Annotated in this window: 18 protein-coding genes and 1 pseudogene; 3 read left to right on the top strand and 16 right to left on the bottom strand. The window is 62.0% G+C overall.

The genetic code is table 11. The features are described from left to right. Positions 1-18: 18 nt before the first annotated feature. The 3 genes from AC5J09_RS06510 to AC5J09_RS06500 all read right to left on the bottom strand — a co-directional run bounded on the left by AC5J09_RS06510 (position 19) and on the right by AC5J09_RS06500 (position 4,120). On the bottom strand, positions 19-768 hold the full coding sequence (locus AC5J09_RS06510) for an FkbM family methyltransferase (protein WP_324763794.1): 750 nt from the start codon (positions 766-768) through the stop codon (positions 19-21). Positions 769-848: 80 nt separating this feature from the next. Next, on the bottom strand, positions 849-1,313 hold the full coding sequence (locus AC5J09_RS06505; protein WP_100670470.1) for a cyclic nucleotide-binding domain-containing protein: 465 nt from the start codon (positions 1,311-1,313) through the stop codon (positions 849-851). Positions 1,314-1,408: 95 nt separating this feature from the next. Further along, positions 1,409-4,120 (bottom strand): ABC transporter ATP-binding protein, encoded by a 2,712-nt coding sequence (locus AC5J09_RS06500; RefSeq protein WP_324763795.1) that lies wholly within the window; start codon positions 4,118-4,120, stop codon positions 1,409-1,411. Between the two features lie 272 nt (positions 4,121-4,392). Between AC5J09_RS06500 and AC5J09_RS06495 the strand changes: the two are divergent. Then, positions 4,393-4,557, top strand: a pseudogene (locus tag AC5J09_RS06495) (class I SAM-dependent methyltransferase); the annotation flags it as partial. A gap of 49 nt (positions 4,558-4,606) precedes the next feature. On the opposite strand, the gene AC5J09_RS06490 reads toward AC5J09_RS06495, so the two are convergent. From AC5J09_RS06490 to AC5J09_RS06450, 9 genes are all read right to left on the bottom strand, one after another. Then, on the bottom strand, positions 4,607-5,779 hold the full coding sequence (locus tag AC5J09_RS06490) for a glycosyltransferase family protein (RefSeq protein ID WP_324763796.1): 1,173 nt from the start codon (positions 5,777-5,779) through the stop codon (positions 4,607-4,609). Then, on the bottom strand, positions 5,761-7,008 hold the full coding sequence (locus tag AC5J09_RS06485; protein WP_324763797.1) for a glycosyltransferase family 4 protein: 1,248 nt from the start codon (positions 7,006-7,008) through the stop codon (positions 5,761-5,763). The genes AC5J09_RS06490 and AC5J09_RS06485 overlap by 19 nt, the downstream gene beginning before the upstream one ends. Positions 7,009-7,014: 6 nt before the next feature. Continuing rightward, on the bottom strand, positions 7,015-8,229 hold the full coding sequence (locus tag AC5J09_RS06480; protein ID WP_324763798.1) for a glycosyltransferase family protein: 1,215 nt from the start codon (positions 8,227-8,229) through the stop codon (positions 7,015-7,017). A gap of 79 nt (positions 8,230-8,308) precedes the next feature. Continuing rightward, the gene (locus AC5J09_RS06475) at positions 8,309-9,484 is read right to left on the bottom strand and encodes an ABC transporter permease (protein ID WP_275599018.1); all 1,176 of its coding nucleotides are present in this window, start codon (positions 9,482-9,484) and stop codon (positions 8,309-8,311) included. After that, positions 9,481-10,479: an ABC transporter permease gene (locus AC5J09_RS06470; protein WP_003531312.1), complete on the bottom strand. Its 999-nt coding sequence runs from the start codon at positions 10,477-10,479 to the stop codon at positions 9,481-9,483. Before AC5J09_RS06470 ends, AC5J09_RS06475 begins: the two co-directional genes overlap by 4 nt. 1 nt (position 10,480) lies before the next feature. Continuing rightward, the gene (locus tag AC5J09_RS06465) at positions 10,481-12,382 is read right to left on the bottom strand and encodes an ABC transporter substrate-binding protein (RefSeq protein ID WP_324763799.1); all 1,902 of its coding nucleotides are present in this window, start codon (positions 12,380-12,382) and stop codon (positions 10,481-10,483) included. Next, positions 12,379-14,271, bottom strand: coding sequence for an ABC transporter ATP-binding protein (locus AC5J09_RS06460; protein ID WP_100670482.1), 1,893 nt, complete (start codon positions 14,269-14,271; stop codon positions 12,379-12,381). Before AC5J09_RS06460 ends, AC5J09_RS06465 begins: the two co-directional genes overlap by 4 nt. A gap of 220 nt (positions 14,272-14,491) precedes the next feature. Next, complete coding sequence (locus AC5J09_RS06455; protein ID WP_494297191.1) at positions 14,492-15,460, bottom strand: polysaccharide lyase family 20 protein; 969 nt, start codon at positions 15,458-15,460, stop codon at positions 14,492-14,494. 8 nt (positions 15,461-15,468) lie between these two features. Further along, a complete protein-coding gene (locus AC5J09_RS06450; RefSeq protein WP_100670486.1) occupies positions 15,469-16,818 on the bottom strand; it encodes an adenylate/guanylate cyclase domain-containing protein in 1,350 nt (449 codons plus the stop codon). 446 nt (positions 16,819-17,264) lie between these two features. Between AC5J09_RS06450 and AC5J09_RS06445 the strand changes: the two genes are divergently transcribed. Then, entirely contained in the window at positions 17,265-18,602 is a 1,338-nt protein-coding gene (locus AC5J09_RS06445) for a nucleotide sugar dehydrogenase (protein WP_324763801.1), read from the top strand. On the opposite strand, the gene AC5J09_RS06440 is transcribed toward AC5J09_RS06445, so the two are convergent. Further along, positions 18,592-19,794, bottom strand: coding sequence for a DUF3095 domain-containing protein (locus tag AC5J09_RS06440; RefSeq protein ID WP_324763802.1), 1,203 nt, complete (start codon positions 19,792-19,794; stop codon positions 18,592-18,594). The genes AC5J09_RS06445 and AC5J09_RS06440 overlap by 11 nt on opposite strands. Before the next feature lie 229 nt (positions 19,795-20,023). Between AC5J09_RS06440 and AC5J09_RS06435 the strand changes: the two genes are divergently transcribed. Continuing rightward, the gene (locus tag AC5J09_RS06435; RefSeq protein WP_324763803.1) at positions 20,024-20,854 is read left to right on the top strand and encodes an MBL fold metallo-hydrolase; all 831 of its coding nucleotides are present in this window, start codon (positions 20,024-20,026) and stop codon (positions 20,852-20,854) included. A gap of 61 nt (positions 20,855-20,915) precedes the next feature. On the opposite strand, the gene AC5J09_RS06430 is transcribed toward AC5J09_RS06435, so the two are convergent. From AC5J09_RS06430 to AC5J09_RS06420, 3 genes are read right to left on the bottom strand one after another with little or no spacing between them, the layout of a single operon-like run. Next, on the bottom strand, positions 20,916-21,233 hold the full coding sequence (locus tag AC5J09_RS06430) for an antibiotic biosynthesis monooxygenase family protein (RefSeq protein ID WP_275599012.1): 318 nt from the start codon (positions 21,231-21,233) through the stop codon (positions 20,916-20,918). Continuing rightward, entirely contained in the window at positions 21,230-21,646 is a 417-nt protein-coding gene (locus AC5J09_RS06425) for a cupin domain-containing protein (RefSeq protein WP_018097090.1), read from the bottom strand. The genes AC5J09_RS06430 and AC5J09_RS06425 overlap by 4 nt, the downstream gene beginning before the upstream one ends. Positions 21,647-21,657: 11 nt before the next feature. Next, a complete protein-coding gene (locus AC5J09_RS06420) occupies positions 21,658-23,058 on the bottom strand; it encodes an NAD-dependent succinate-semialdehyde dehydrogenase (RefSeq protein WP_494297189.1) in 1,401 nt (466 codons plus the stop codon). Positions 23,059-23,180 lie beyond the last annotated feature (122 nt).

The following is a 23,180-nucleotide window of genomic DNA, read 5'->3' as shown; positions in this document are numbered from 1 at the left end:
CGAGCGCTGCTCGGGCACCTACCGCGCGACGAAGAGCAGGTCAAAGCCCTTGATCTCACCTTTGGAGAACGATTTACGTATCGCGCGCCAGAGCGCCGCCCGGTTTTCCAGGCGAAAGCCGCGCAGACTTCTTATCAGACGGAGGGTCGCCACCGCAGTCCTGGCCAGACGCAGAACGGCAGGCCCGGAGAGCGACGCTGCCAGTATTTGCGGATGCACCGCGAGAAGCACGCTCGCGGTCCTCTTCCGGTCGATCGCCCGAAACTGGTCGAGCACCTTGTACTCGTAACCCTCGATATCGATCTTGAAGCAAAGCCGTTCGGTCCTCGCCATCGCCTGAAGCTCGGGAATGGTGATCGTTTTTGCCTCGATGGACATGCCGGTGTCGTCGGCGATCAGCGCAGACGTTTCGGAGCTTCCGAAACCGCCACCCACTGAATTGAGAACGAGGCATTCGTCCTGCGAGAGAGCCGCGTTGACGAGTTCGACCTCGCCGGCGTTTCCGTCTTTCATCTCTGTGAGGATACCGAAACAAACCGGGTCGGGTTCGACAACGATGACATTGTCGGCGCTTTGCGCCGCCCAATAGGGCGTCACGCCGATCCACCCGCCGATATCGATATAGGTCGTTTTCTCGTCGACGAAGCGCGCGATATTGCGAAAGGTTCCTGGCTCCCATTGGCCCGCCTGAAGGCGGCTGAAGAAGCGTGCCTTTTCCGGCTTGTCGGGGAAGTAGACGGTTCGCTTGTGATAGGTGATCGCGCGCATCGCGCTTCTCTAGCGCATGAATTCACAAAGCGGAACCGTTTTCCGGGAAGTTGCGGGAGACAGGTAAGGGTGGCCGAAACTCAGGCCTCTGCCCTCTGGGCGCGGCTGCGCGCCTCCGTCAACTCTGAAGTCGTCTGGCTGAGACGGTCGGCCAGCACCCGCATGATCTCGACTGCCATCTCCGGGAAATCAGCCAATAGTTTGAGGAAATCATCCTTCCGGATCCGCAATGCTTCGAGTGAGGTAGTCGTCTTGACGGTTGCCGTACGCGGCGTGTTGCAGAGGATGGCGATCTCGCCAACGATCGAATTCTGCTCCACTTCGGCGACTTTCAGCTGTCCGCTCGGCGTCGAAACGAGCACATCCGCATTGCCAGAAAGGATCACATAGGCAGCGTCGCCGATATCCCCCTGATGAAACAGATCTTCTCCCGCACTGTACATCACCCGGTCGGAGGTGAAAGCCAGAAGCTTGAGCTTGGCAGGCGGAAGTCCGGAAAACAGCGTTATCCGGCGCAGCATTTCCACTTCATCTTTTAGGAGCATAACAGTCCGCTTCTCCGAATGCGTCGCGCTTGGTGCAAACAGGTTCTAACCCGGCCGGCGGGAACATATGCTTGCCTCCTGACAACAATATTACATCAAGATGCCAGTTCCTTGTAGTCGCTGTCTCTTGAGTGCTTTTCCACCGGTTCGTCGTGCGCCAACCGTCCGTTTTCGAAATGGGCGACGCGGTCGAAGAGTTCCGCCAGATCCTGATTGGCAAGAACCCACAATATAGCGGGCTTTCGCTCGCCATCCCTCAGGAAAGCGAAGGCCTTCCGGGTGATCTGATCCTGCGTGCGCTGGTCGAGCGCCAGAAGCGGCTGATTGAAGACGTAGAAATCCGAGACCCGGATCAGGGCACGCGCGAGATTGAGCTTCTGGCGCTGGCCGGACGTCAATCGCTTGCCGCCGGCGCCGACGTCGAAATCCAGCCCGAACACGAGCACCTTGTTGTAAAGCCCAAGCGACTCGAACAGGTCACGCACGATTGCGCGTATCCGCTCGGACCCGTCCGTGTGCTTGTGCCCGATGCGGCCGAACAGCACGTTGTCCAGGATCGTCGCCGAGGCCATGTAGCGGTCCGGCTGGTAATGCTCGATGATGCCGACGAGATCGGCCGGGAGGCCGTCGCTGAACTCACGGCGCGCCTCGACGATCTTCTGCATGAGATCGTCCGTCAGGAGACCGAAGCGATGCCGCGGCTCGATATAGCCGAAACACAGGCGGATGATCCTGATGGCATCATCCTCGGACACCTCCTCGAGCGGCTTTCCCCTCACCTTCTGAAGAAGCGCCTCGTAGGCGGGGATTTCCTCGGCCGTCATGAAGGTGAGCTGCTGGAAGAACGGGTGGTCCGGCGGCAAGTCGCGGAACAGTTCCACGACGTTCTCGGCGATTTCCAGCCCCATCTTGTAGAATGTCTCGTGCAGGCCCGCCCGCTTCAAAACGGTCTTGAAGAAGGGATGGTCCTCGAGCGCCTTCTCCCATCGGTTGCTGTCGGTGACCGTGCCGAAGAGCAGGTTCTCCCCGACGGTCGCCTCGACATTGTAGGAGCCCGGTTCAAAGAAGACGACGAGGTCGCTGAGCTTCTCGGCCTCGAGCCTTTGCCGAAGCGCGCTGCGCATCGCCACGATCTCGCCGGCGAAAGCGTCGTGCTCGGTCGGATCGATCGTCGAACGGACAGCAAGCGCCAGGACGTCGTTGCTCAAGAGAACGACGTCCAGCACGGCTCTGATCTTCGCGAAGAGGTCGTCCGGCCCCGTCGCGCCCGCGGCCGCGTAATCGATCCAGTCACTGTTCAGGTCGTAATGCGGATTGCCGGCGAGCTTCGCCTCCACAAGCTCCCACCTGCGTTGAGCTTCCCTGTCGCCCTCATAGACGACCTCCGTCAACGGAGCATGCTTGAGCCCGTAGAGCAGATTGTCGCCGAGGCTGCCCTGGAAGGCAAAGACGTCGGAGGAGGCGTAGGATATTCGCCTGCCCACCACCGATTCGGGCAACTCATGAATATCGACGTCGCCTATGAGGATTCGGCCGGTTGCGGGCCAGGTCAGCCGGCCGAATGCCTCGGCCAGCGCCTCGCCGCCTCCGGACGTACCCCCGGTAACCGCGACCGTTTCGCCGGGTTGGACCTGCAGCGATACATATTCCACGACCTTCGAGCCGCCATCGTCGGCGACCGAAAGGTTGACGGCCGCCAGCGCTCCGGTGAGCGGCGTTGCCGGGTCGAGAGAAATCGCCTGCACCTTGGGGTCGATCAGCGGTTCGACGCTGAACTGTTCTACGACCTGGGCATATTTGACCTGCACATCCTGGCGCGCCTGGTCCCAATCGATCAATTCCTTCAAGGGACCCGGTAGGTCCTTGTAGGCGCCGATGACCGCGACAAGCTGGCCGATATCGAGCCGGCCCTGAAGCGCAAAATATCCGCCGATCGAATAGAACAGGAACGGCGTCACCTGGGCCAGGAAATTGTTCAGGAATTTGACCAGAAACTTCCACTGATAGAGATCGTAGCGGATCTTGAATATCCGGCCGAGCCGGGCGGCAATGTCGGCCCGTTCGAAATTCGAGGTATCGTGGGCGCGGATCGTGCCGATGCCGTCCACGATCTCGCTGACGCGCCCCGACAGCTCACGCGCCGTCAACTGACGCTCGCGGCCGAGCACCAGCAGTCGCCTGCGCATGCGCGGGATAATGACGGCCTGAACGGCGACAATGGAGGCTGCGATAATGCCCAGCCAGAAGCTCTGGAGGAGGATGAAGATGAGCGCCGTCAGAGCCTGACCGCCGAGAAGGGCGGGCTGTACGAAGGCGTCTCCTGTGAAGCCGCCCATAGGCTCCACCTCGTCCTTGATCATGGTCGAGATTTCGGCCGGCTTGACGCGCTTGAGATAGCCGGGGGGAAAGCGCAGGACCCGGTCGACGAGCTCGAAGCGGATTCGCCGCAGAAGCCGTTCGCCGAGCCGGCCCTTGTAGGTGTTGATATAGAATTTGAAGAGCCCGTTGATGATCACGAGCAGCAGGAATACCAGGCTCAAGGCCAGCAGCATGCCTTCCCTCCCGAGATCGAAACCCGAGAAGAGGTTGACCTCACCGAAGAACGGCAGGTCGAACGAAATCGGCAGGAACGGTTGGGTCGCCTCGGGGCCGTCGAAACCTGCACCCTGGATCGGTCCGTTGACGATCTGCTTCGGCAGATCGAAGGACAGGAAATAGGGAACCATCGACAGCGCCACGACCAGCAATATCCAGAGCTGCTGCTTGCGGGTGTGAGTCCAGATGTAGCGGGAAAGACGTGGTTCCATGTGCCGGTAAAGAGACCTATCTGAAATTCGGGATCGCTCGGCTGTTCTGCCGGCGGACTACAGCGCCGCAATTGGTGCCGGTCCGCCTGATCGTCAATGGGCCTGCGCTGCCTCCACGAAATCGTGACTACCCGGCATGAGAGCAGAGCGATGCGCTATGTCAAGCCTCGATAGATATGCAGTACCGCTCATCTGCGCAGGCGTCTTGCCTCCACTCCTGCGGCCCACTCCGGCGCCTTGCGCTCAACTGGCCGTGAGCTTACAACAGCCGCATGACGCATGCCAGCCACTCTTCCCGCCTTCCCGAAGATTGTCGCGAAAGCACCTATGACCTTGCCCGGGGGTTGGCCGCGTATTCCGGCAGCCGGCTCGTCGGTGGCATAGCCAGGGTCATTGCGAAGCATCCGCACGCGAACATTGCCAACGCCTTCAACCACTTCGTGCTGATCGGCTCGGTCTAACTCCTGGAGGGGGATCCGGCGTAAATCAATGTGACCTAAAGGGCTGCCTCGACAAAAGCCGCTCACCGATGATCCTCGCCGTTCCGGCGGCTCCGTCGAGGTCGAGCGGCGGGATGGCCGGCCTCGGTCGTGCAAGCATCGTCCTCACCTTAGCGGCCAGAAGCTCGGGCGTGATCCCCTCCTCCGGCAGCACCCCGGCGAGATCGAGCTGTTCGAGCCGTGCCGCCCGCGTGCTCTGTTCGGTCTCGCCACCCGCGGTAAAGGGGATGAGGAGGCATGCGCATCCGGCACGCAGAATGTCGCACACGGTGTTGTAGCCGGCCTGCGAGACGGAAAGGCGGGCACCGCCGAGCAAGCCACCGAAATCCCGCCGGAAACGAAAGAGGCTGACGCCCTCCGGAGCCGCGGCCGCGAATGTGTCGAAATCCGCCTGCGGCAGGTTCGGGCCTGTTATCAGGCACCAGCGAAGCGCATTCGGCAGAAGCTTCGCGGCCTCGAGCGCCGCGCCGATCAGCTCCCTGCCGACAGCGCCTCCGCCCGCCGAAACCACAATGTCGAATTTCTCGGCCGCTTCATTCGGCGGCGGCGGGGCGACGAGGCCCGTATAGACGACCTTGTCGCGGATTTCGTCGGCAAGGGGAAATGTTTCCTCGATACGGGCGAATCCGGGATCGCCGTGAACGAGCACGAGATCGAAATGGTTCTTGACGAGTTCGACGGTCTCTTCGGCCCTTCCAGGCTTGACCCTCTCTTGCAGAATGTCGCGCAGCGACGTCGCCACGAGCGGCGGCCTGCCGCTCGCCGCAATTTCAGCGAGCAGCGGCAGCAGTTCGAACCGCATCTGCCGACGCCCGAAGGGGAACGCCTCGATGATGACGACGTCCGGTTCCGCGCGTCGGAACGCCTCTATGAGCAGATCCCGTCGGTGCTCCTGAAAAGCGGCCGTGACCGGGTTTCCGTCGCCGTCGACAAGCCCGGAAAACCCTTTGTCGCCGGCAGTCACCGCCGGCAGTGCGACGGTCTGCACGCCTTCCCCCGGAAAGCCCGGCACCGGCGTGCCGCCGGTCACCATTGTGACCTCGAACTCCCGCTCGACCAGCGCTCCGGCAATGCGGCTCGCGCGCGCCATATGCCCGATACCGAGTAGATGCTGCACATAGAAAAAGACGCGAGGTCCGCTCAAGAGCTTCTTCTCCATTCGCTTTCGAAGAGCCCGACCAACTGACCGACGCTGGAGTGATGGTCGAACTCGTTGCGCACGCGCCGTTCGCCGGCGGCGCCAAGTCGCCGGCGAAGCTCCGGGTCGCGGATCAGCCGCTCCAGTGCCGCGGCAAGAGGCTCCGGGCTTTCCGGCGGCACTACCAGCCCGTTTTTGCCATCTTCGAGAAGTTCGGGAATGCCGGAGACTGCGGTCGAGATACAGGCAAGCCGCTGGCTCGACGCCTCCACCAGCACATTCGGCAGCCCGTCGCGGTCGCCATTGGCCGTCACCCGACAGGCCAGTGCGAAGATGTCGGCCTCGCGGTAGCGGTCCAAAACGTCCTTCTGATCGAGCGCCCCGCGCCAGCGGATGCGGTCCTCGATGCCAAGCTTTGCAGCAAGCGCCTGGAGCCCGCCGGTGAGCTCTCCCGCACCGATATGCTCGAAGCGCCAGTTGGCATCCGCAGGCAACAACGCCAGCGCCTTCAGGAGGACGTCATATCCCTTCTTGGGAACGGCGCGCCCGACGCTGACGATGCGCACCGGATCGTCGGGATCCGAGCCGTCGCGCCTTGTATGCTCACCTTCGAAGGCCGGGAAACGATCGAGGTCGAGGCCGTGATAGCTCAGATGGACCCGGGTTTGGTCCTTCGACAGGTCCCGCAGATGCTCATAGCCGCTTCGGGTGCAGGTCACCGTCCAGCGGGCCCGGTCGAGCTTGCCCGAAAGCTCCCAATCCTCAGAGGTCCAGATGTCCTTTGCATGGGCGGAGCAAGTCCAGGGTATGCCGGTGATGATGCTGGCATAGTCCGTTACCGAGGCCGGCGTGTGAATGAAATGGGCATGCAGCCACGCGGCGTCTTCCGGCCATTCGGTGACGAGTACCAGCGCCTGGCCGAGACGGCGGAAGCGGTTGCGTGAAACGTCTCGCGCGAGGTCCCGGAGGAACGGCCCGAGCACCCGCCGGAAGCCGGGCTTCCGGACGGTCTTCACCAGCGCGCGGAGAACGCGCCACGGCTCCTCATGCAGATATTCAGGCAGGTAATGGACGGCCGCGCGTATTTCGTCATGGACGGGATGGCGCTTCCTGTCGGTCGGACGGCGCAGGGCGACCAGGACGAGCTCATGCCCTGCTCTTTCGAGGCCCAGCAGTTCCTGCGCAATGAACGTTTCCGAAAGGCGTGGATAACCCTTCAGCACGACGGCGATCTTCGGTTTCGGTAACACGTGTCTTCAGTTCGATCTTTTCACGACGGCCAAATGCTCCTTCGATCTATGATCGAGCCATTCGCCGACGATGTCGGATATGTGGACGAGGCCTTCCAGCCTCAGGCCATTGGCGCGGAGCGACGGCGGTGCGCGCTGCGGCAGCGCCTTCAGGGCCGCAGCAAGGCGCAACGGCTCCTCCGCTTCCTGCGGAAGCAGCATGTCGACGAGCCCGAGTGCAGAGGCACGCTGGGCGCGGATCAATTGTTCTTCGCGTGGCTGAAGACGCGGCACGATCAGAGCAGGCTTGTCGAAAGAGAGTATCTCGCAATAGGTGTTGTAGCCGCCCATCGACACCACACCCCTGGCGCCGGCTACCAGTTCCTCCATGCGATTGTCGAACTCGATTATCTTGATGAATGGGATCTTGCTTCCCTTCTTGATCAGCTTGTTGCGCTGCTTTGCGGGCATGTAGGGGCCGAGGACGACGAGCGCGTTATGCGTGAGTTCGGGATCCTCCTGATAGGCGTGGATCACGTCATGGATGAGGTCCGCTCCGTCGCCGCCGCCGCCGGTGGTGACCAGTATGTAGTCGCCTTCCGGCTTATGGCCGTGCAGCGCATCGTGGGAAACGCTTCTTTGCAGAAAGCCGACGAAGTTCATGCGATCGCGCACGGCAAGGGGCACGTCGAGCCCGACCAGCGGATCGTAGAAATCCGGCGGTCCGTAGACCCAAATCGAATCATAGAACTGCTCGATCTTGCGCATCGTGTCGCGCCGCTTCCATTCCTCTTCCAGGAGGTGCGGCGAGTCCATCACTTCCCTTAGGCCAAGCACCAGCCTGGTGCCGTGCGTCTTCAGGTAGGCGAGCGTATCCTCCACCTCGCCGCGCAGGCCCATCGGCTCCTTGTCGACGACGAAAATATCCGGCCGGAAGTTTTCCGCCGTCGAACGGATGATCGACTGCCGCATTTTCAACGTTTCGTGCAGTTCGATGTGGCGGTCCAGCGAAGTATATTCGCCGTTTCGGAGCTTTATGACGCTCGGAATCTTCACGAAGTCGACGCGGGCGCGATAATCGAAGGCGCCGGCGATGGTCGCACCGGAGATGATCAGGATCTGCAGTCCGCTGTAATCTTCCACCAGGGCATGGGCGATGGCGCGACAACGTCTGAGATGGCCGAGCCCGAAGGTATCGTGGCTGTACATGAGGATGCGGGCATCCTCGAAGCGCCGTGTCATACGAAAAACCTTTCGCTCAAAGATAGAAACGTCGAAGTCTATTGCAGCGATCGCTTGCAGCCAACAGCGATACCGGGGCTTATTTGTAGGGATCGGCGGCGTCGCGCAACCCGTCTCCCAGGAAGTTGAACGCCAATATCACAAGAATGACCGGGATCGTGGGGAAAAGCAGCCACGGATAGAAGGCAATGACGCTGACGCTCTTTGCCTCGGTGAGCAGGATGCCCCAGCTGGTTATCGGAGGACGCAGGCCCAGGCCGAGGAAGCTCAGCGCCGTTTCTCCAAGGATCATGCCGGGTATGGAGATCGTTGCCGTGGCGATGAGATGGGACATGAAGCCCGGAACGAGGTGGCGCCCTATGATGCGTCCGCTTTTGGCGCCCATCAACTGCGCGGCAAGGACATAGTCTTCCTCCCTGAGCGCCAGCAGCTTCGAGCGCACGGCGCGCGCAAGGCCGGTCCAGTCGAGAAGGCCCAGGATGACGGTTATACCCAGATAGATGAGAAGCGGGCTCCATGTCGCCGGCATGATCGCCGCCAGGGAAAGCCACAGCGGAATGCTCGGGATCGACTGCAGGACTTCGATCAGTCTCTGAACCACAAGGTCGAAGATCCCGCCATGATATCCGGCAAGCCCGCCGATGACGATGCCGAGAACGAAGCTGACGGTGATGCCGAGAAGTCCGATCGTCAGCGATATCCGCGCTCCGTAGATGATCCGCGACAGCACGTCGCGGCCGAGACGGTCCGTGCCCAGGAGGAAAAGCTGCCCTCCCTCCGCCGGGCAAACCAGATGCAGATTGCTTTCGAACAAACCCCAGAAACGGTAGTCGTCCCCGCGGCAGAAGAACCGGATCCGCTCGACGGCCGTCGTATCGTCCGTGTAGTTGCGCTTCAGCGTGTCCATGTCCAGCTTCATCGTCCGGCCGTAGACGAAGGGGCCGACGAATTCACCCTCGTGGAAAAAGCGAACGCTCTGCGGCGGCGCGTAGATGAAATCGACATTGCGTGTATGCAGGTTGTAGGGCGCGAGAAACTCGCAGATCAGGATCATCCCGTAGAGCATCGCGAGGAAGATGCCCGAGACGAGCGCGACCTTGTGGCGCTTGAACTTCCACCACATCAGACGCAGCTGCGATGCCTGGTTCACCCGCACCTGCTCCTCGGTCATGACCTCCACGGAATAGGGGTCGAAGGGCGCGGTCGAAACGTAGTGCGGAAGGGGCTCGCCGGGCGCCGGGATCGGTGACGTCACTTTGTGCTCCTGCCTTGCAGACGAATTCGAGGATCGAGGACGGCGAGCGCCAGATCGGAAACCAGCACTCCGATCACGGTGAGGAACGCGAGGAACATCAGGAACGACCCGGCGAGATACATGTCCTGGCTCTGCAGCGCCTTGATCAGCATCGGTCCGGTGGTTTCGAGGGACAGCACGATTGCCGTGATTTCCGCACCCGAAATGATCGCCGGCAGGATCGACCCAATATCCGAAATGAAGAAATTGAGCGCCATGCGCAGCGGATATTTGAGCAGGGTTCGCGTGGGCGAAAGCCCCTTGGCGCGGGCGGTCACGACATATTGCTTCTGGAGTTCGTCGAGCAGATTGGCCCTGAGGCGCCGGATCATGCCGGCGGTACCGGCCGCGCCGACGATGATGACCGGGATCCAGATATGCTCCAGTATCGACTTCGCCTTTTCCCAACTCATCGGCTCGGAAAGATACTTCTGGTCCATCAAATGGCCGATCGAAGTTCCGAACCAGATATTGGCGAAATACATGAGGACCAGGGCCAGCATGAAATTCGGGATTGCGATGCCGATGAGTCCGATCAGCGACAGGCCGTAGTCGCCCCAGCTGTACTGGTGCGTGGCAGCATAGAGGCCGATCGGAAACGCGATGACCCAGGTGAAGATGATGGTGACGAAGGAGACCAGGACCGTGAGCCACAGGCGCTCGCCGACGACCTCGCTCACCGGCAATTCATACTCGAAGGAATAACCGAAATCGCCCTGGAGCATCCCCGCGACCCAGTGGACATAGCGCAGGATCGGCGGCTGGTCGAAGCCGTACTGCTTACGCAGCGCCTCGATCTGTTCCATGTTGACGCCCTCGCCCTGCGCCCTGATCTCGGCAATGTAGCTTTCGAAATAGTCGCCCGGGGGCAGTTCGATGATGGCGAAGACGAGCGCGGAGATGATGAGGAGCGTCGGGACCATGACTGCGATGCGCCAGAGAATGTACCGCAGCATCTCAGTCGTCCTGTTCCAGCCAGAAGGTGTCGGGCTTGTAGGCGCCGAGGTAGCTCGTCGGGTCGAAACCGTACAACCCTTCATCGGGGAAATTGCGCAGCTTCTTCGTGACGAGGATCGGCTGCAGCGAGCTGTTGACCAGCCCGATCGAGAAGACCTGATCCGTATAGATGGACAACATCTGTCTCCAGATGTCAGCCCGCTCGGCATCGTCCGCGGAATGCCTCCAGCGCTTGAGCAGGTCGAGGAGCTCGACGACCGCGGGAAGGTCGGGTGCCTCGCCCATTTCGCCATGCGACATATAGTTCAAACCCCAGACGGGCCACTGCAGCTGGTCGTCCGTGGTCGGTGCAAGCTGGCTGGGGCTCATGTCCGCAGTCGGCACGCCGTTGTCGAGACCGAACCACATCGACATGATGATCTCGCCGCCGACCGCGCGGCTGCGGAAGGTATCGCGCTGCGAGGTGCGAATGAACAGCGAAATGCCGACCTCGCGCCAGTAATCGGTTATGAGCTGCAGCACATCGGTATCGAGCGTGCTTTCGCCGGCCGTCTCTACGACGATCTGCGCCTTTCGGCCGTCGGGAAGAATACGGATTCCGTCGCCGCCGCGCTTGGCCAGTCCGGCCGCGTCGAGCAGCGCGTTCGCCTGTTCCGGATCATGGGCGATCCAGGCATTCGCGAATTCGGGCCGGAAGAGAGGACTTTCAGGCAGCACGGTGTCGGCGCTTTCCTTCGTCAGCCCATAAAATGCGGCCATGTTGATTTCGCGACGGTCGATTGCAAGCGACAGCGCACGACGGACGCGCACGTCCCTGAGCAGCGGCCGCCACACCGGGTCGGCAGAGTTGAGGTTCGGCAGCAGCGCCAGGCGTGACCCCGACGTCTTCTTCCAGAGCTTTACCACGACCGGGTGCCGCTTCTCCGCATCTTTGAGATAGGTATAGTCAACGAAATCGACCCCATAGGCCTGCAGGTCGCTTTCGCCCGTGCCGGCCTTCGCCGGAATGAGCGAGGACGAACTGACGCTGAGCACGAACCGGTCGATATAAGGCAATTGCAAGCCGTTTTCGTCCACCCGATGGTAATAGGGATTGCGTTCGAACATGAACTGTTCGGCCGGCAGGGGCGTGGTGTTGCGCCACGGGTCGAGGGTCGGCAAATCCGGATTTTCGGGCCGGTAAGAGCGCGCCATCCGCATGTGCAGCTGGCTCCACTTCTTGACCCGCTGTTCCTTCAGGAACGTCTTCAGCTTGTCCTCGTCCTGATATTTCGTGTGGAACTGCTTGAGATAGGCCGAGGGCATGACGACGACCAGCGGCTGTGGTGCAGCGAGTTCCTGCAGGAAAACCGGGTTCGGCATCGGCCAGGAATAGCGGACCGTTCGCTCGTCGACGATTTCGAACTTAGGCGCCTGCCCGTCCATGACCATCGCCGGCGGCAGGCCGGCCGGGGTCAGATTCTCGTTGAGGAGCACGTCTTCGAAGCAATAGCGGAAGTCCTCGGCCGTCAAAGGCGTGCCGTCCGACCACTTGTGGCCCTCGCGCAGATGAAAGGTGAAGATACGATCCTCGACCGTCTCGTAGCTTTCGAGAATATCGGGCTGGAGATTGAGCTTCTCGTCGTAGCCGACCAGGCGGGTATAGCCGTAGATCGTCATCAGGCGAATGTCCTTCGCACTGCCGATCAGGCTGCGGATCGTGCCGCCGTGGCGGCCGGCCTTTCGTCCCATCGCCGCGACATCGATCACCCTCGGCGTCTTCGGCAATCGTTCGCCGACCGGCGGAAGCTTGCCTTCCTGAACGAGGGCGGCGAGCGCGTCGGTTCCGCCTGCGGCCGCGAGCATTGCTTTTGGAAACGCAGCCGAAGCGAGAATGCCAAGCGCGGTTCTTCGGGTGATCATCGGCGTAACTCCCTGGCATCCACCGATTCGCGGGCGAGGACATAGTGCCCGCCACCGAGGTCGGCGGGAATAAGAGCACCGTTCTCGCCGCCGTCGGAAAATTGCGCGCCCCAGCGCTCCTGGTCCGATCCGCCGCTCGCCGCAAGGGAATCGAAGTCGAGCTTACGGTCGAGGTCGGGATAGGGAACGGCGGCGAGGAGCGACTTCGTGTAGGGGTGGACCGGATTGCGCATCAGCACCTCGCGCGGCGCCAGCTCCACGATCCGGCCCGCGCACATGACCGCGATCCGGTCGGCCATGTAGTCGACGACCGCGAGGTTGTGCGAGATGAACAGCATCGTCAGGCCGAGCTCTTTCTGCAAGTCCTTGAGAAGATTGAGGATCTGTGCTTGCACCGAAACATCGAGCGCAGAAACGGGTTCATCGCAGATCAGAAGCTGCGGCACGAGCGCGAGCGCCCGGGCGATCCCGATGCGCTGCCTTTGGCCGCCGGAGAAGCTGTGGGGATAGCGATTGATGAAGCGCTGGTCGAGCCCGACCGCCTGCAAAAGGGAGCGAACGTGTTCCTCACGCGATTTCGGCGTCCCTCGGCCGTGAATCTCCAGCGGCTCGCTGAGGATGTTCTTCACGGTCATGCGCGGCGAAAGCGACGAGACGGGATCCTGGAAGACCATCTGGATCTTCGCCCGCAAAGCCTTGAGTTCCCCGCCGTCGAGCTTCAGGACGTCGAGCGCGCCCTCCCCGTCGTCGAAGGTAATCGTGCCCTTGTCAGGCGTCACGGCCCGCATGAGGATCTTGCTGACGGTCGTCTTGCCGCAGCCGCTTTCGCCGACGAGCCCGAGGCATTCACCGCGGCGGATGTCGAAGCTGACATTGTCGACAGCGCGATGCCGATATGCGGTGCCGCTGCCGAACCAGCCGGAGCTGCGCGTGGAAAACGTCTTCGAAAGGTTGCGGACGGACACGAGGACATTGGGACCCGCGGCTTTCTTGACTTCGCGGTCGCCGACGATCGCGCCGGCCTTGACCGGCACCTCGCGCAACGCCTTCAGCCGCTCGCCCGGTTTCATGTCGAAGTGCGGCACGGCGGCCATCAAACCCTTGAGATAGGGATGCCGGGGATTGCGGAAGATCGCATCCACAGGTCCTGCCTCGACGATCTCGCCATGGTAGATAACGACCACCTCGTCGGCCATGTTGGCAACGACCCCGAGATCGTGCGTGATCAGAAGCATGGCCATGTTGAGCTTGCTTTGAAGCTCGCGCAAGAGCTGCAATATTTGCGCCTGAACCGTCACGTCGAGGGCCGTCGTCGGTTCGTCCGCGATGAGCAGCGCCGGTCGGCAGATCAGCGCCATCGCGATCATTGCGCGCTGCCGCATGCCGCCGGAAAGTTCGAAGGGATACATGTCGTATGCCCGCTTCGGATCGGAAAAGCCGACATAGCCGAGCAGTTCCTCCGTCCTCTCGCGGCGCCCTGCCTTGTCGGTATCCGTATGGATCTTCAGCACTTCCGAAATCTGGTTGCCGATCGTGTGAAGCGGCGACAGCGAGGTCATCGGCTCCTGGAAGATCTTGCTGATGCGTGCGCCGCGGATCTCCTGGATATCGCGCCCGTCCGTATCCAGCGAAAGCAGGTCGACGCCCTTTGCCTCGGCTTCGGGATCGTTGAACAACACCCGGCCGCCGACGCTTGCCACGCTCGGCAGGATGCCCATGATCGCCTGGCTGATGGCCGACTTGCCGGACCCGGACTCGCCGACGAGCGCCGTCACCCTTCCGGGCAGAATTCTGAAATTCGCTCCCCGAACGGCTTCAACCTCGCCGCCCAGCACCGAGAATGTGATCCGCAGACCCTCAACTCGCAGCAGGTCCGCTCCTGACGTCATCGCAGCACGCTTCCCTCAATACCCCTCCTGCACAATTCCAACTCGAGGCCGCCCCCAAAATAAAATCATGCAGCCACTTCCTGCAGCGCCGCGCGTCTGACCCCGCGTGCAAAGCTAGCCCCGCCGGAGGCACCGTAACTTTTTGCCACTCAAAAACAGTAGCCTAGGTTAAACGGGCTGTCCAGCAGGCCACCGGAAGGTCAGGAAGCGTGGAGCGGCCTTAAGAGAACGGGCAACTGCCGTTGGTCAGGACGTCCTCGCAGCGCGGGGAACGCCGGAAATCGTCGTAATAGAGCGTCCAATCGGTCGTATCGGCGGCCCGATAAGGTCCGAACTTGAAGTACTGGTTCTCACCGAGGCCCTTGTCCGCATGGCCCACATGGCCTTTGACGGAGACGATCGGCTGGCCGTTGGCAAAGAGCTCTATATGGCCCGAGCCGTCGGGACCGGGTTTCGTGAAGACGACGAAATCGATCCAGCCGGACTTCGGATCCGGTAAGGGATTGCCATGGTTGGTAATGGTGATCCCGTCCGTGCATGAATTGAAGAGGCTGCCGTCTTCCGGCTTCCAGTTGCCGTCGGTCGCCACCAGCATGCGCATCTGGTTGACTTCCGGACGGAGCCAGACCGGCGCCTGGCCTGGGGCGCAACGCGCCGCTACGCCATCAGGGCCGGCGGTGACCGGAGGCAGATCGTTGGTTTCGACCGTGGCGAAGAGCTTTCCAAAATTCATGCGCAGCGCCAGGAAGGGGCTGAAGTCGCCCTCGGCACCGGGATCGATCTCTCGCTTCCACTGTGCGATGAGATAGCGGTGGTCGTCGCTCGGCACCGGATCGTCGAACTTTACCGAGAAGCCGTACCAGACCCCCTTGTCGTAGGGTACCCGCAACTCGGTCTTTTCCCAGATCTCCGCGCGTTCGCTGCAGCCGTCGTGATCCGCAGGGCAATTCGGCACGATGCTAAGCTTCAGCCCTCCGTTGCCGCTGCGTCTGACGGCGCTCTGGAACTCGTATGTGCCGGCGCTCTGCTCGAAATTCTTGCGGTAGTAGAGCCCCCCTTCAGGCGCGAAATCCGTGCCCTCGAAACCATCGAACAATTTCCGTTCGTAGACTGCCGGCTCCTCCGCCGACTGGGCATAAGTGAGACTCGGCAAGGCAATCGCCGCCGCCAGCAGAGCTATACGAAACATCGGTCCCCTCATTGCAGCATCTTGTCGATCAGACCGCGCGGGCCAGGCGGCCGCTTCTTGTTGCGGTAGAGCAACATGACATGCTCGGCCTCGGAAAGTCCATCCTCGGTTGCATCATATGCCCGCTCCTGCGCGATTGCGGCAAGTGCGGTATCCCGCGGGTAGAGGACCGTGAACTTCTGACGAACCCCGCGCAGTTTCTCCTGCCCGAGCGTTTGCCATTCCCCGCCGCAATAATTCACGAAGGCCTCGCTCGCGACGACGCTGTGGTCATATTTCTTCGTCAGATTCTGCAGCCGCTGTACCTCGTTCACCGCAGAGCCGAACACCGAGAAGGTCAGCCGGTCGCGCAGGCCGACATTGCCGAACATGACGTTCCCCACATGCAGGGCGATGCCGTAGCCGATCGGGTCGCGGCCCTGCGTCCTGCGTTCCGCGTTGAGGGCGGCCATGCGCGCCGTCGCCGCGCCCACGGCGGCGAATGCCTCGCGGCTGGCCATCTCCGACGGCTCCTTATGTCGGCCGCATGGGTAGACGCCGATGAAGCCGTCGCCGATGAAGCTCAGTATCTGTCCGCCGTTGCGGTTGAAGGGCGTGGCGATCGCGTCGAAGAATCCGTTCAACGACTCGATATAAGCCTGCCGGCCTTCCTTTTCGGCAAGCATCGTCGACTGGCGCATATCCGCCATGACGAGAACTGCGCGTACCGTCTCGCCGTCGCCCCGCCGGACCTGGCCGCTCATCACGCGGCGCCCGGCATTGGCGCCAAGATAGGTGGTCAGCATGTTGTCGGCGAGCTTGCCGAGCACGGCCACTTTGGCAGCGATCGCCAGATGGTTCTGAAGTCTGAGAAGGGCCGCAATGACGTCGTCGCTGAAACCACCCTGACGGTCCGTCGTCCACGAGCCGACCATTCCGTGTTCGGATTCGGCTCCAAGAGGTTGCATGAAGGCTATGTAGTCGGTCGCTCCCTGCTCCTTCAGCTCGTCCAGAATCGGAAACTCCGAGGGCAAGGCGGGATCGATCCGGCGCCTGACATGATCGAGATTGTTGCTGAGCAGGTAATAATACGGGCTGTGCAGGAATCGCTCGGGATTGAGCGCCAATTCCTCATGGCGCAGACCGCTCACCTCGACACCCTGACCTCGCCACCAGGTGAAGCCGAGGGCGTCGTAAAGCGGGTGAAGCATCGAGAAAGACAGATGGACGCGCATGAGCGGCAGGCCCGCCGCCGCCAACCGCTCACAGAAACCGCGCACGATGGTTTCGAGTGTTTCGTCGCTGAGCGAGGTTCGCATGAGCCAGTCGGCGACCTTGTCCAGGAGGATTTGGGAAACGTTGTCGTTGATCGGGCTCATGCCATGTCCTCATCGTCGCGGCAACGGTCGCCACCGGCGCCGACCGCGAAGCAGCGATCGCTCGCTCGCGGTAGCACTGAGTGGGTACCCGTCGGTGAAAGAAGGCTCCCGCCGCCCCCGCGGCCGTTCGTGCAGCGATCGGGTCACCGCTGCGCTCCTGCAGATATTCACCGGGGAGCACATTTTCCAGAGACCACGAGCGATTTTTGATCGTTGCCGGATCGTACACGCAACAGCCCTGCGCATTGCACCCTGAAATTGCTGGGGTCCCTCACGATCGCGCGCCTGCCCGGGCCAGACAAAACGACGCAGGCCTTGAGGCGTGCGGCTTCGCTGACGGCGCGCCGCGCTTGACTTGCGGTGGCTTTCCCGCCAACAAAACGGCACCGGGCTCCGCAGCCGGATCGCTGAAGCGGCCCTCCCGGCAACAGAACTGGAAGCCAATCTTGACCTCTCCGCATCACGACAGGCTGCTCGAATCGATCTCCCGCCGCACCGCCCGCGTCGGTGTGATCGGCCTCGGCTATGTCGGCCTGCCGCTTGCCGTTGCAATCGCGCGCTCCGGCTTCCATGTCACCGGTTTCGACATAGACCCGGGCAAGATCGTCGCGCTCGACGCCGGGAGCTCCTATATCGAAGCGGTTTCGGACGCGGCGCTTGCCCGTGAAGCCGGCGCCGGGCGGTTCCGCTCCACGACCGACTTTTCGGATCTCGGCCTTTGCGACGTCATCATCATCTGCGTGCCGACGCCGCTCACCAGGCACCGCGATCCCGACCTCTCCTTCGTGGAGAATACGTCGCGCGCAATCGCTGACCGATTGCGGCCGGGTCAGCTCGTCGTTCTGGAGTCGACCACCTATCCCGGCACCACCGACGGTATCGTGCGCTCCATCCTGGAGGAAACGGGGCTCAAGTCCGGCGCCGACTTCTTCATCGGATTCTCGCCGGAGCGGGAAGACCCGGGCAATCGCGCTTACGAGACCACGAGCATCCCCAAGGTCGTGGCCGGAGACGGCCCAACGGCTGCAGCGCTGATGGAGCGGTTCTATGCCGCCGTGGTCACGACGGTGGTTCCGGTTTCGTCCAACGCGACCGCAGAGGCGGTGAAACTGACCGAGAATATCTTCCGCGCCGTCAACATCGCCCTCGTGAACGAACTCAAGGTCGTCTACGAGGCGATGGGCATCGATGTCTGGGAGGTGATCGATGCCGCCAAGACCAAGCCCTTCGGCTACATGCCCTTCTATCCGGGACCCGGGCTCGGCGGCCACTGCATTCCCATCGATCCGTTTTATCTGACATGGAAATCCCGGGAGTACGAGCTGCCGACGCGCTTCATCGAACTCGCCGGCGAGATCAATTCGGCAATGCCCCGTCACGTTGTGGCAAGGCTCGCCGAGGCGCTCGACCGGCGGGAGGGAAAAGCGCTCAGCCGCTCTACGGTCCTCGTCATCGGCCTTGCCTACAAGAAGAATGTTCCGGATATTCGTGAAAGCCCCTCCCTGAAGCTGATAGAACTCATCGAGGAGCGTGGCGGCAAGGCCGCCTTCTACGACCCCCATGTGGATGAAATTCCCTCGACCCGAGAACACATGGCCTTGAAGGGCCGGCGGTCGGTCGTCTTCGACGAAGCGACGGTTCGCGGCTTCGATGCCGTGCTTATCGCGACCGACCACGACGCGGTAGACTATGCCGCGCTTGCCGACTGGTCGCCGCTGATCGTCGACACGCGCAACGTCTTCGCGCGCCACGGCCTTGCTGCCGAGCACATCGTCAAGGCTTGACCGCGGGGGGAATATCCCCGGTGCTCGACAGGTCCCCTTCGGCAAGACCGGCCTTCAGGTTCCGGGCGGCCACCGCGTAGCCGCCGGCCGCACCGTCGATGAAATGCATGTGGTCTCTGCTCATCGGGCTCGGAACGATGCACGTCATCAGCGCCGAATCCTGCCGGTGCAGCCCGTAGCGGCATATGCCCGCCGCCGCTCCCTGCTTCAGCCGTTCCTCGATACGGCGCAGCCGATCGAGACTGACGTCGATCGTCATCTTCAGCGCGTCGTCGAACTTGCGGAAGTCCGAATTGCTGGCGAGGTCGCGCGCGTATCGCTTGACGTCGAACGGTCCGAAATTGATGCCTAGCCTGAAACAGAGAAACAGTGCAAGGCTCTGCGCCGCAACGAAGGACCAGGCGAGGAAGCGCCGGCCCCTCGGCGCGACGGCGCGCGATTCCACCGTAATGCCGCGCACGGAAAGGTGCGGCTCGGGTCCTTTTTCCGGTACCGGGTGCCCGCCTCGCTCCTCCCCCTCGGCCAAGGACACGATGTCGCCGATCAGCGCCTGGTATTCCGGACCGATGCCCCGCTCCCCCGGCACCGCGATAATGGAGACGATCGCTCCGTGGTGCGAGACGATCGGATTCCAGCGGCATGACAATCCTGTCAGGTCGGGTCTCGTGCCGGGCGGCGCAGCCTCGATCTGGTAGCGGCCCGCCTTCATTTCCGCTTCCGCCCAACTGGCACCACCGCCGGAAAACATGGCGTAGGAGACCTCCTCGCTCGCCTTGAAGCGGGCGACACGCATGTCGAACCCGCTGGCGCGCACGTCGGATACCGGGACGATTGCGGCGCGCAGCTCAAGGCCCAGTTCCTCCGCCACCCATGTCTTGGCCGCGGCGAGCACGTCCCTCGCTTTTGCCGCCAGCGTTCCGGGCACGGCGGCGAGCGCCCCGTCGCCGCCGAAGACGAAGGCGAGGTTTTTCTCGTCGAGCCCGTTCATGAGCGCCGAGATGACGCTCGCGCCCGCCATGTTCACGCTTTTGTATCGCCCTTCGGCGATCGCTCCCGTCGAATTGACGATATCGGCAACGGCGAGCCACCAGCCGTCGGGCAAGGGCCGGTAGTTGGCCTCGTCGGCGACCCCTTCGAATGCCTCGAAAAGAGGAAGGCCCGCATAAAATTCCCTGTCGGCCGGCTGCACCATCGTTGCCAAACTCCTAGAGGCGACATCTGTTGCTGATTTCCAGGCTGGAGCGATTTTCAGCCGATTACGACGGATAAAGCACCTTCGCTTCGATGGATAGATTTCTCTTCTCGCCATGCAATGCGTGCGCGACGGCGCCAATGGCATTGCAGGACCCTCATGATTTGTGCTTGTCTAATCACTACGCCCGGGCAAAATGCTACGGCAGGCAGGATAAAGCCGGAACGGAATGCAGGACGATACATTTCGAGTGAAGTTTTGGGGCGTAAGAGGCAGCTTGCCGGTATCCGGCGAGCAGTTCCTGCACTACGGAGGAAATACGCCCTGCATCGAAATTCGCTGCGGCAAAGAGGTGTTGATATTCGACGCGGGCTCGGGGCTGCGCGAGGCCGGGCTGTCGCTGATGTCCGAAGGTATCGCCGAGTTCGACGTTTTTTTCACCCACACCCATTACGATCACATCATCGGCCTGCCCTATTTCAAGCCGATCTACCGCTGCAGCTCCGCCGTCCGCTTCTGGTCCGGCCATCTCCACGGCACGATGTCCACGGCCGAAATGATCAACGAGTTCATGAGACCGCCATGGTTCCCGGTCGGAACGGGCATATGTCAGGCGAGCCTCGACACCGTCGATTTCCGTCCGGGTGAAACACTATCGCCGCGAAAGGACATTTCCATTCGCACCATGAGCCTCGTGCATCCCGGGGGATGTGTCGGCTACCGTATCGAATGGGGCGGACGGGCGGTCGCGCTCGTCTACGACACGGAACACGAACCGGGGATTCTCGACCCCGCACTCCTCGATTTCATCGCCGGAGCCGATCTGATGATCTATGACTGCACCTATCTGGAAAGCGAGATGCCGACCTTTCGTGGCTACGGACACTCGACCGGGATGCATGGATCGCAGCTCGCCAAAGCCGCCGGCGTCACGCGCCTCGCCATGTTCCACCACGATCCGTCGCGCACCGACGCCGCACTCGCCGCCATGGAACAGGAAGTCCAGGCTTTCTTCTCGGGTGCCTTCGCTGCGTGCGACCGTCAGGTCATCGATCTATAAGATCTGCGACACGGTTACTGCTGAAATGCTCGGCTGATTCGCGCCGGTCACAACCCAGGCGTCAGCACTCCTGCCCGCCCTCTCTGAGCAAAGCCACCCCCTCGGAATGGGTCACCTTTGGCACTCCGTCGAAATAAGGGCTGACGAGACGCCGCCATTCCTGGAAATCATCAGAATTGCGGAAGCCGACCATGTGGTCGTCGACCGTGTCCCATTTGACCAGCAGACGATAAAGATGCGGCGTCTCGACGACCCGGTGCAGCGCCACGCCGTGGCAGCCTTTCGCCCTCAGAAACAGGGGCGCCGCTCGTGACACGCCCGCTTCGAATTGCGCCTCGCTGCCGGGTTTGACGGAAATCTCCGCGACTTCAACGATCATGATGTCGCTCCCTGCTGATGGTGTTCCGCATCGATCGGGCGCTCCTCTCCGGTAGCGATCATGGTCCGGGTCGCATCGATGGAGGCATAGATCCAGAAAATGCGCATTGGCTCGGTCTCGGACGCATTGATGAAGCGATGGGGAACGTTTGCCGGGATCCAGGTCGTGTCGTTGGGTCCGAGCGGGTATCGGACCCCGTCGATTTCGGCAATGGCCTGCCCGTCGAGGACCATCACGCTCTCTTCGCAATTATGTTTGTGAAGACCGATCGCGGCGCCAGGGTCGAAAGCGGTGATGCCGTTGATCATGGTGGTCGAGCCGCATTTGCGCGTCACGAGCGGCGTCGTGCGGGCGCCGTTGCCACGATCATTGCTCTTGAGCTCCTTTGGGCGAAGGATTGCTGGCTGGGTCATCTGGGTTCTCCTTATTCCGGCGCCTTGGCGACAGGCTGGGCTGCGTTGGCCGGGCCGATCCAGACGGTCTTGATGTTGACGAACTCGCGGATGCCGTAGACACCGAGCTCGCGGCCGTAGCCTGAACGCTTGATCCCGCCGAAGGGGTATCGGGGGTCGGAGGCGACCATGCCGTTGATGAAGACGGCGCCCGCGTCGATCTCGCGCGCGAGCCGGCGTGCACGCTCTACATCTGCGGTCCAGATCGCCGAGCCGAGACCGTATTCGGTCTGATTGGCCAGCCGAACCGCTTCGTCGGCATCTCTGACGCGGACGATGGCCGCGACCGGTCCAAAGGTCTCCTCGCAGAAGGCCGCCATCTCCGGGCGCACATGATCGAGCACGGTCGGCGGATAAAAATAGCCTTGCCGGCTCAGCGGCGCGCCGCCGAGCCTGCATTCAGCGCCCGCCGCAATTGTCTTTTCGACCTGCGCGTGCAGGCTGCTCATCAGGTTTTTCCGTGCCATCGGGCCGATACCGGTATCGCGCTCCATGGGATCGCCCATCTTCAGTTGCGCGGCTTTCTCGCAGAAGAGCTCGACGAAACGGTCGGCGATCGCTTCTTCGACGATGAAGCGCTTGGCGTTGACACAGGACTGCCCGACATTGATGTAGCGCGCCTTGACCGCGACGTTTGTCGCCTCTTCAAGATCGGCGTCGGCAAGCACGATGAAGGGGTCGGAGCCACCGAGTTCCAGCACCTGCTTTTTCAGCGCCTTGCCGGCCTGCGACGCAACGATGGCGCCCACTTCGGTGGAGCCCGTCAGCGTGACAGCTGCGATCCTGTCGTCCGCGATGATGCCGGCCACTTTGGCCGGCTCGATCAGCAGGGTGGCAAAGAGGCCCTCCGGGCAACCTGCCTCGCGCATGATTTCCTCGATGGAAAGTGCACATTCCGGCACATTGTTCGCGTGCTTCAGTACGGCGCCGTTCCCTGCGGCGAAAGCCGGCGCTGCAAACCGGAAAAACTGCCAGAACGGATAGTTCCATGGCATGATGGCGAGGACAACACCAAGCGGCTCGAAGACGACGGCGCTTTCGGACGCATTCGAGGCGACCGTTTCGTCGGCGAGGTATTGCGCCGCGTGCTCGGCATAGAAGTCGCAGTTGTAGGCACATTTTTCGATTTCGGCCTCGGCCTCGACGATCGGCTTGCCCATCTCGCGCGTGATCATCTCAGCATAGCGCGACTTGCCGGCACGCAGCACCCCGGCCATGGCGCCAAGCAGTCGAACCCGCTCTTGGACAGGCTTCTTGCGCCACGCCTTTTGCGTCTTTGCGGCGGCCGAAAGCGCTGCATCGACAAAGGCATCGTCATGGAGTTCGTAGCGGGCAAGTTCCTCGCCGGTGGCCGGATTGGTCGTGACGATCATCGCCATCTCCTTCATTCTTCTTGATTGAGTAAAGCCTTGCGTGGCCTTGCACGCCGTCAACGCAGGTCGCGGCTGCTCGCAAGCACACCGCCCACGATGTCCTCGCGGAGCTTGTTTTCTGC

The organism is Sinorhizobium sp. (assembly GCF_059070375.1).
The sequence above is the reverse complement of the archived record's forward strand: the minus strand, read 5'-3'. Positions and strand labels throughout refer to the sequence as shown.

What these genes read in the sequence shown, in the direction of transcription:
- AC5J09_RS06435 (WP_324763803.1), top strand. Translation starts at nt 20,024, where the DNA reads ATGCAGGACGATACATTTCGAGTGAAGTTTTGGGGCGTAAGAGGCAGC.
- AC5J09_RS06455 (WP_494297191.1), bottom strand. Translation starts at nt 15,460, where the DNA reads ATGTTTCGTATAGCTCTGCTGGCGGCGGCGATTGCCTTGCCGAGTCTC.
- AC5J09_RS06510 (WP_324763794.1), bottom strand. Translation starts at nt 768, where the DNA reads ATGCGCGCGATCACCTATCACAAGCGAACCGTCTACTTCCCCGACAAG.
- AC5J09_RS06460 (WP_100670482.1), bottom strand. Translation starts at nt 14,271, where the DNA reads ATGACGTCAGGAGCGGACCTGCTGCGAGTTGAGGGTCTGCGGATCACA.
- AC5J09_RS06500 (WP_324763795.1), bottom strand. Translation starts at nt 4,120, where the DNA reads ATGGAACCACGTCTTTCCCGCTACATCTGGACTCACACCCGCAAGCAG.
- AC5J09_RS06440 (WP_324763802.1), bottom strand. Translation starts at nt 19,794, where the DNA reads ATGGTGCAGCCGGCCGACAGGGAATTTTATGCGGGCCTTCCTCTTTTC.
- AC5J09_RS06490 (WP_324763796.1), bottom strand. Translation starts at nt 5,779, where the DNA reads ATGGAGAAGAAGCTCTTGAGCGGACCTCGCGTCTTTTTCTATGTGCAG.
- AC5J09_RS06450 (WP_100670486.1), bottom strand. Translation starts at nt 16,818, where the DNA reads ATGAGCCCGATCAACGACAACGTTTCCCAAATCCTCCTGGACAAGGTC.
- AC5J09_RS06430 (WP_275599012.1), bottom strand. Translation starts at nt 21,233, where the DNA reads ATGATCGTTGAAGTCGCGGAGATTTCCGTCAAACCCGGCAGCGAGGCG.
- AC5J09_RS06480 (WP_324763798.1), bottom strand. Translation starts at nt 8,229, where the DNA reads ATGACACGGCGCTTCGAGGATGCCCGCATCCTCATGTACAGCCACGAT.
- AC5J09_RS06470 (WP_003531312.1), bottom strand. Translation starts at nt 10,479, where the DNA reads ATGCTGCGGTACATTCTCTGGCGCATCGCAGTCATGGTCCCGACGCTC.
- AC5J09_RS06465 (WP_324763799.1), bottom strand. Translation starts at nt 12,382, where the DNA reads ATGATCACCCGAAGAACCGCGCTTGGCATTCTCGCTTCGGCTGCGTTT.
- AC5J09_RS06505 (WP_100670470.1), bottom strand. Translation starts at nt 1,313, where the DNA reads ATGCTCCTAAAAGATGAAGTGGAAATGCTGCGCCGGATAACGCTGTTT.
- AC5J09_RS06425 (WP_018097090.1), bottom strand. Translation starts at nt 21,646, where the DNA reads ATGACCCAGCCAGCAATCCTTCGCCCAAAGGAGCTCAAGAGCAATGAT.
- AC5J09_RS06420 (WP_494297189.1), bottom strand. Translation starts at nt 23,058, where the DNA reads ATGATCGTCACGACCAATCCGGCCACCGGCGAGGAACTTGCCCGCTAC.